Source organism: Bradyrhizobium centrolobii (assembly GCF_001641635.1).
Taxonomy (GTDB): Bacteria; Pseudomonadota; Alphaproteobacteria; order Rhizobiales; family Xanthobacteraceae; genus Bradyrhizobium; species Bradyrhizobium centrolobii.
The window spans coordinates 151,464-156,062 of the sequence record NZ_LUUB01000079.1 but is presented as its reverse complement, the minus strand read 5'-3'; the positions used below and the strand labels follow the sequence as shown (position 1 = coordinate 156,062).

5 protein-coding genes are annotated in these 4,599 nt (G+C 66.0%); 3 read left to right on the top strand and 2 right to left on the bottom strand.

Annotated elements, in window-relative coordinates; genetic code table 11:
- Nucleotides 1-87: 87 nt before the first annotated feature.
- Nucleotides 88-1,035 (top strand): alpha/beta hydrolase, encoded by a 948-nt coding sequence (locus AYJ54_RS27095; protein WP_063703721.1) that lies wholly within the window; start codon nucleotides 88-90, stop codon nucleotides 1,033-1,035.
- 6 nt (nucleotides 1,036-1,041) lie between these two features.
- The gene (locus AYJ54_RS27090; protein WP_063703720.1) at nucleotides 1,042-2,049 is read left to right on the top strand and encodes a hypothetical protein; all 1,008 of its coding nucleotides are present in this window, start codon (nucleotides 1,042-1,044) and stop codon (nucleotides 2,047-2,049) included.
- Here AYJ54_RS27090 and AYJ54_RS27085 read toward each other — a convergent pair.
- Both AYJ54_RS27085 and AYJ54_RS27080 read right to left on the bottom strand, forming a co-directional pair.
- Nucleotides 2,046-2,759 (bottom strand): type 1 glutamine amidotransferase, encoded by a 714-nt coding sequence (locus tag AYJ54_RS27085; protein ID WP_245329156.1) that lies wholly within the window; start codon nucleotides 2,757-2,759, stop codon nucleotides 2,046-2,048. The two genes, AYJ54_RS27090 and AYJ54_RS27085, sit on opposite strands and share 4 nt — an antisense overlap.
- Nucleotides 2,760-2,970: 211 nt before the next feature.
- A complete protein-coding gene (locus tag AYJ54_RS27080) occupies nucleotides 2,971-3,909 on the bottom strand; it encodes a GlxA family transcriptional regulator (protein WP_063703717.1) in 939 nt (312 codons plus the stop codon).
- A gap of 94 nt (nucleotides 3,910-4,003) precedes the next feature.
- On the opposite strand from AYJ54_RS27080, the gene AYJ54_RS27075 reads away from it, so the two are divergent.
- A partial coding sequence (locus AYJ54_RS27075) for a DJ-1/PfpI family protein (protein WP_245329142.1) occupies nucleotides 4,004-4,599 on the top strand: 596 nt, incomplete at its 3' end.

Here is a 4,599-nt window from a genome sequence, read left to right as displayed (position 1 = left end):
CCCGCCACGGGATGGAATAGTCGACCAGGGCCCCGTTGCAGCGGCCCAGGCGTCTCCGGCCACCCGGAGCAGGACAAGACCCGCCCCATGCCCGTTGTGCTCGATCCCGATGCCGCTGCCGTCTACAAGGCCTTCCAGGAGGCCGGCCGCCCCGCCTATGAAACCCTGACCGCGCCGGAAGCCCGCGCCTATTACTCGCAGGCGCGCTTTGCCACGAATCCCGAGCCCCCGGAGCTTGCGCGTATTGCGGCGCTGTCGATCCCGGCGCAGCACGGGGCAGTTCCGGCGCGCATCTACGTGCCTGCGGAACTGCGGCGGCGCGACGGATTGTCGCCCGCGATGGTGTTTTTCCATGGCGGCGGCTGGGTGATCGGCGATCTCGACACCCATGACGTCGCCTGCCGCAAGCTCGCGGTCGAGAGCGCGCTGATCGTGATCTCGGTCGACTACCGCCTCGCGCCCGAGCACAAGTTTCCCGCCGCCGTCGACGATGCGATCGCCGCGACCAGATGGGTTGCGGCCAATGCACACGAGCTCGGCATCGACGCCACGCGCCTCTCGGTCGGCGGCGACAGCGCCGGCGGCAATCTCGCGGCCGTCGTCGCACTTGCCGCACGCGATGGCAACGGCCCGGCGATCGCCGGCCAGGTCTTGATCTATCCGGCGGTCGATTTCGCCATGACGCACCGCTCCCACAGCGAGCCCGAAACCAGCGTGCTGCTCACGCATTCGGTGATCCGCTGGTTCCGCGACCACTATCTGAGCGCCGCCGCCGATGCCGAGGACTGGCGCGCCTCGCCGGCACGCGCCGCGACGCTTGCCCGGCTGCCGCCGGCCTATGTGCTCACCGCCGGCGCCGATCCCTTGCGCGATGAAGGCGATGAGTACGCCGCGCGTTTGAAGCAGGCTGGCGTGAGCGTCACCTACAGACACTTTCCCGGCCAGTTCCACGGCTTCTTCACGATGGGCAAGCTACTGCGAGAGGCCAACGTCGCAGCGAGCGAGATCGGCGCGTGGCTGAAAGGCCTTGGCTAGCGACAGATGCCGCCGACTCTCCGAACTATCTTCGCCGTTCCCGTGCGCGGGCTGACATGGCTCGGCGACCAGGGCACGCGCGCTGTGGCGGCGGTGGTATTCATCGCGGTCGCGGTGCCGCCGATCGGCGCGGTGCTGCGTCCCTATGTCACCGAGGCGATCTTCTGCCTGCTCTGCATCTCCTTCATGCGCGTCGATCTCGTCGCACTCTACGGCCATCTTCGCCGGCCGGCGCTGGTCGTGGCCGCCACCGCCTGGACCACGATTGGCGTGCCCATGATCGTCGGGCTGATCGCTTGGTCGACCGGGTTCGACAGTCGCTCGCCCGGTCTCTTCCTCGCGCTGATGCTGCAAGGCATGGCCTCGCCGATGATGGCCTCACCCGCGCTCGCCGCGATGATCGGCCTCGACGCCACGCTGGTGCTGGTCACGCTGGTGACCTCGACCGCGCTCGTGCCGTTCACCGCCTCGCTGTTCGCAAGCCTGTTCCTCGGCGGCAGCCTCAGCATCACCCCGCTCACGCTCGGCCTGAAGCTGCTCGGCCTGCTCGCGGGATCACTGCTCGCCGCGACCATCATCCGCCGCGTGTTCGGCACTGGTGCGATCCACCGCCACAAGCGGCCGATCGACGGCATTAACATCATCATCCTGCTGGTGTTCGCGTCCGCGGTGATGGGCGACGTGGCGAGCGACCTCGTGACCGATCCGGTCTTCACGATCGGCGTCGCGCTGATGGCCTTTGCGGTCTATTTCACGCTGCTGGCAGTCACGACGCTGCTCTTCCGACGTGTCGGCTACGAGCGCGCGCTGGCGCTCGGGCTGATGGTGTCACAGCGCAATCTGGGCCTGATGCTGGCCGCGACTGCGGGCGCGCTGCCGCCAACGACCTGGCTCTATTTCGCGCTCACCCAGTTTCCGATTCACCTAGCCCCCTACCTGCTGACGCCGATCGCGCGCCGCCTGATGGCCCGCGCGGATGCCTCCAGCGCAGCGGCTGCGGGCAGTACGAGCTAGCGCGCGCTGTAGGCCGCCGCTAGCTTATCCAGGAAGCCAAACAGCTTCTGGTTCATCAAGTCGTATTCGTTGGCCCTTAGTGCATCCGGCTGTTGCACAAAGCGATGATCTGTCAGCGTCGCGAGTTCACGTTCCGACGCGGCGATGAGCAGTTCGACCACGTCCCTGGTGAATTCCATGTGGCATTGGAAGCCGTAGACCAGATTGCTGTACTCAACGATTTGACGAGGGCAGCCCTCGCTGTAAGCAATGATCGTCGCATCCTTTGTCAGGCCCGGCATGTCGTTATGCCAGTGCCCCACGCCAAGGGTGTCGCCGAAATCAGCGAACTTGTCGTTCTCCTTGCCCTCGGCCGTCAGGATGATCGGGAACATGCCGATTTCCTTTTCCGGGCTCTTGTCATGCTTCGCGCCCAACGCTTCGCCGATCAACTGTGAGCCGAGGCAAATACCGACGACGGCCTTCCCCGCTGCTACGCACTTCGAGATCAGGGCGCGTTCGCCCGCAGCGTCGAAGTGCCGGCATTCGTCGGTGGTGGTGTCCGGGGACTGCGGGCCGCCAAGCACGACCAACAAGTCGATCCCATCTACCGATTGCGGGAGCGGCTGGTAGGCATAGACACGTGAATAGCTACAGGTGTGTCCCCGATCCCGTACCCAATTCTCGTACGCTCCAGGGGCCTCAAAGGACTCGTGAACAACAAGATGCACGTGCACGGCGATGTTTCCTTTGACTGGTGGCCCCAATGGAAGGGGAGAACGAGGCAGTAGCGTTAATACATCTCGAAGGCGCTCACCAGTTCAAACAACATCCCTGGTAGGTGCCGTTCTTGATTGGGAGGCCGCTACGGATCACGAGCGGTGACCGATCGCAAGATCTCCGCCTGCCGGTCAGACGCTGGCATCTGTCCCTTGAGAAGCCCTAGCCCGCCCGCGCCGCGCGGCGCAGCGCCTGCGGCGGCTGGCCGAAGGCGCGGATGAAGGCGCGCCGCATCCGCTCGGGATCACCAAAGCCGGTCGCCTCCGCGACGAGCTCGATCGCCTCACGCGAGGACTGCACGCGCTCGCGCGCGACCTCGACCCGCAGCCGCTCGATCGCCTTGGACGGCGTCGTGCCGGTCTCGGCCGCGAACGCGCGGGCAAAATGCCGCGCGCTCATGCCGGCGCGGTCGGCGAGATCCTCCACTGTCAAGGGCGAGTCGAGATTTTCGCGCGCCCAAGACAGAAGCCCGCCGAACCGGCCGTTCGGCGCCTTCAATTCCAGAAGCGACGAAAATTGCGACTGACCGCCGCTGCGACGGTGATAGAGCACGAGCTCGCGCGCGGTCTGCTGCGCGACCTCCTCACCGTGGTCCTCCGAGACCATCGCGAGCGCTAGGTCAATGCCGGCGCTGATGCCGGCCGACGTCCACACATTGCCGTCGCGGGTGAAGATCTGGTCCGGCTCGAACTTCACCTTCGGATAGCGTGCCACGAAGTCGCGCGTCCGTCCCCAATGGGTGGTGGCGCGGCGGCCATCGAGCAGTCCGGCTTCGGCGAGCACGTAGGCGCCCGAACAGACGCTGGCGACGCGCACGCCGCGACGCGCGAGCCGCTGCACGAAGGCAAGCGTGGTGGGGCAGCGCGCCGCCGCGGCCACGCCCTCGCCGCCCGCGACAACAAGTGTCGTGATCGCATTCGCCGATTTGAAATCGCGCGCGACCATCTCGACGCCGGACGAGCTGCGCACCGGTCCCGCATTGACCGCCAGCACCCGGATCGCGAGCGGTTTGCCTGAATAACGCGCGCCGATCTCGAAGGCCGAGATGGGACCCGCCGCATCGAGCAGCTGGAAGTCCGGAAAGATCAGGATGCCGATCATGGACGCGTCCGAAATCGAGGGAAATATGCCATTTCGGACGAGAGGGCACCATGCGATCCTGCCAACGTCAAGCTGATTTTCGGGAGGCTCTTCGATGTCGTCGCAGCTACAGATCGGACTCTTGGTATTTCCCCGCGTCACGCAGCTCGATTTCACCGGGCCCTTGCAGGTGTTCTCCTCCGTGCCCGGCGTGAAGCTGCATCTGATCTGGAAGCGCATCGAGCCGGTGCCGAGTGACTCCGTCCTCACGCTGACGCCGACCACGACCTTTGCCGACTGCCCGCAACTGGACGTGATCTGCGTGCCCGGCGGCGGCGGAACGGATGATCTGGTCAACGACACGGAGGTGCTCGATTTCCTGCGCAAGCAGGCGAACGGAGCGAAGTACGTTACCTCGGTCTGCACGGGATCGCTGGTGCTGGGCGCTGCCGGCCTGTTGAAGGGCTACCGTGCCGCCACGCATTGGAGCGCGATGGAGATGTTGCCACTGTTCGACGCGACGCCGACCAAGACGCGCGTCTGCGTCGACCGCAACCGCATCACCGGCGGCGGCGTCACCGCAGGGATCGATTTCGCGCTGACGCTGGTGTCGATGCTGGTCGACCGCACCACGGCGGAAGCGATTCAGCTCCGGCTCGAATACAATCCGGCGCCGCCGTTCAGTTCCGGCTCGCCGGACACGGCGCCTGC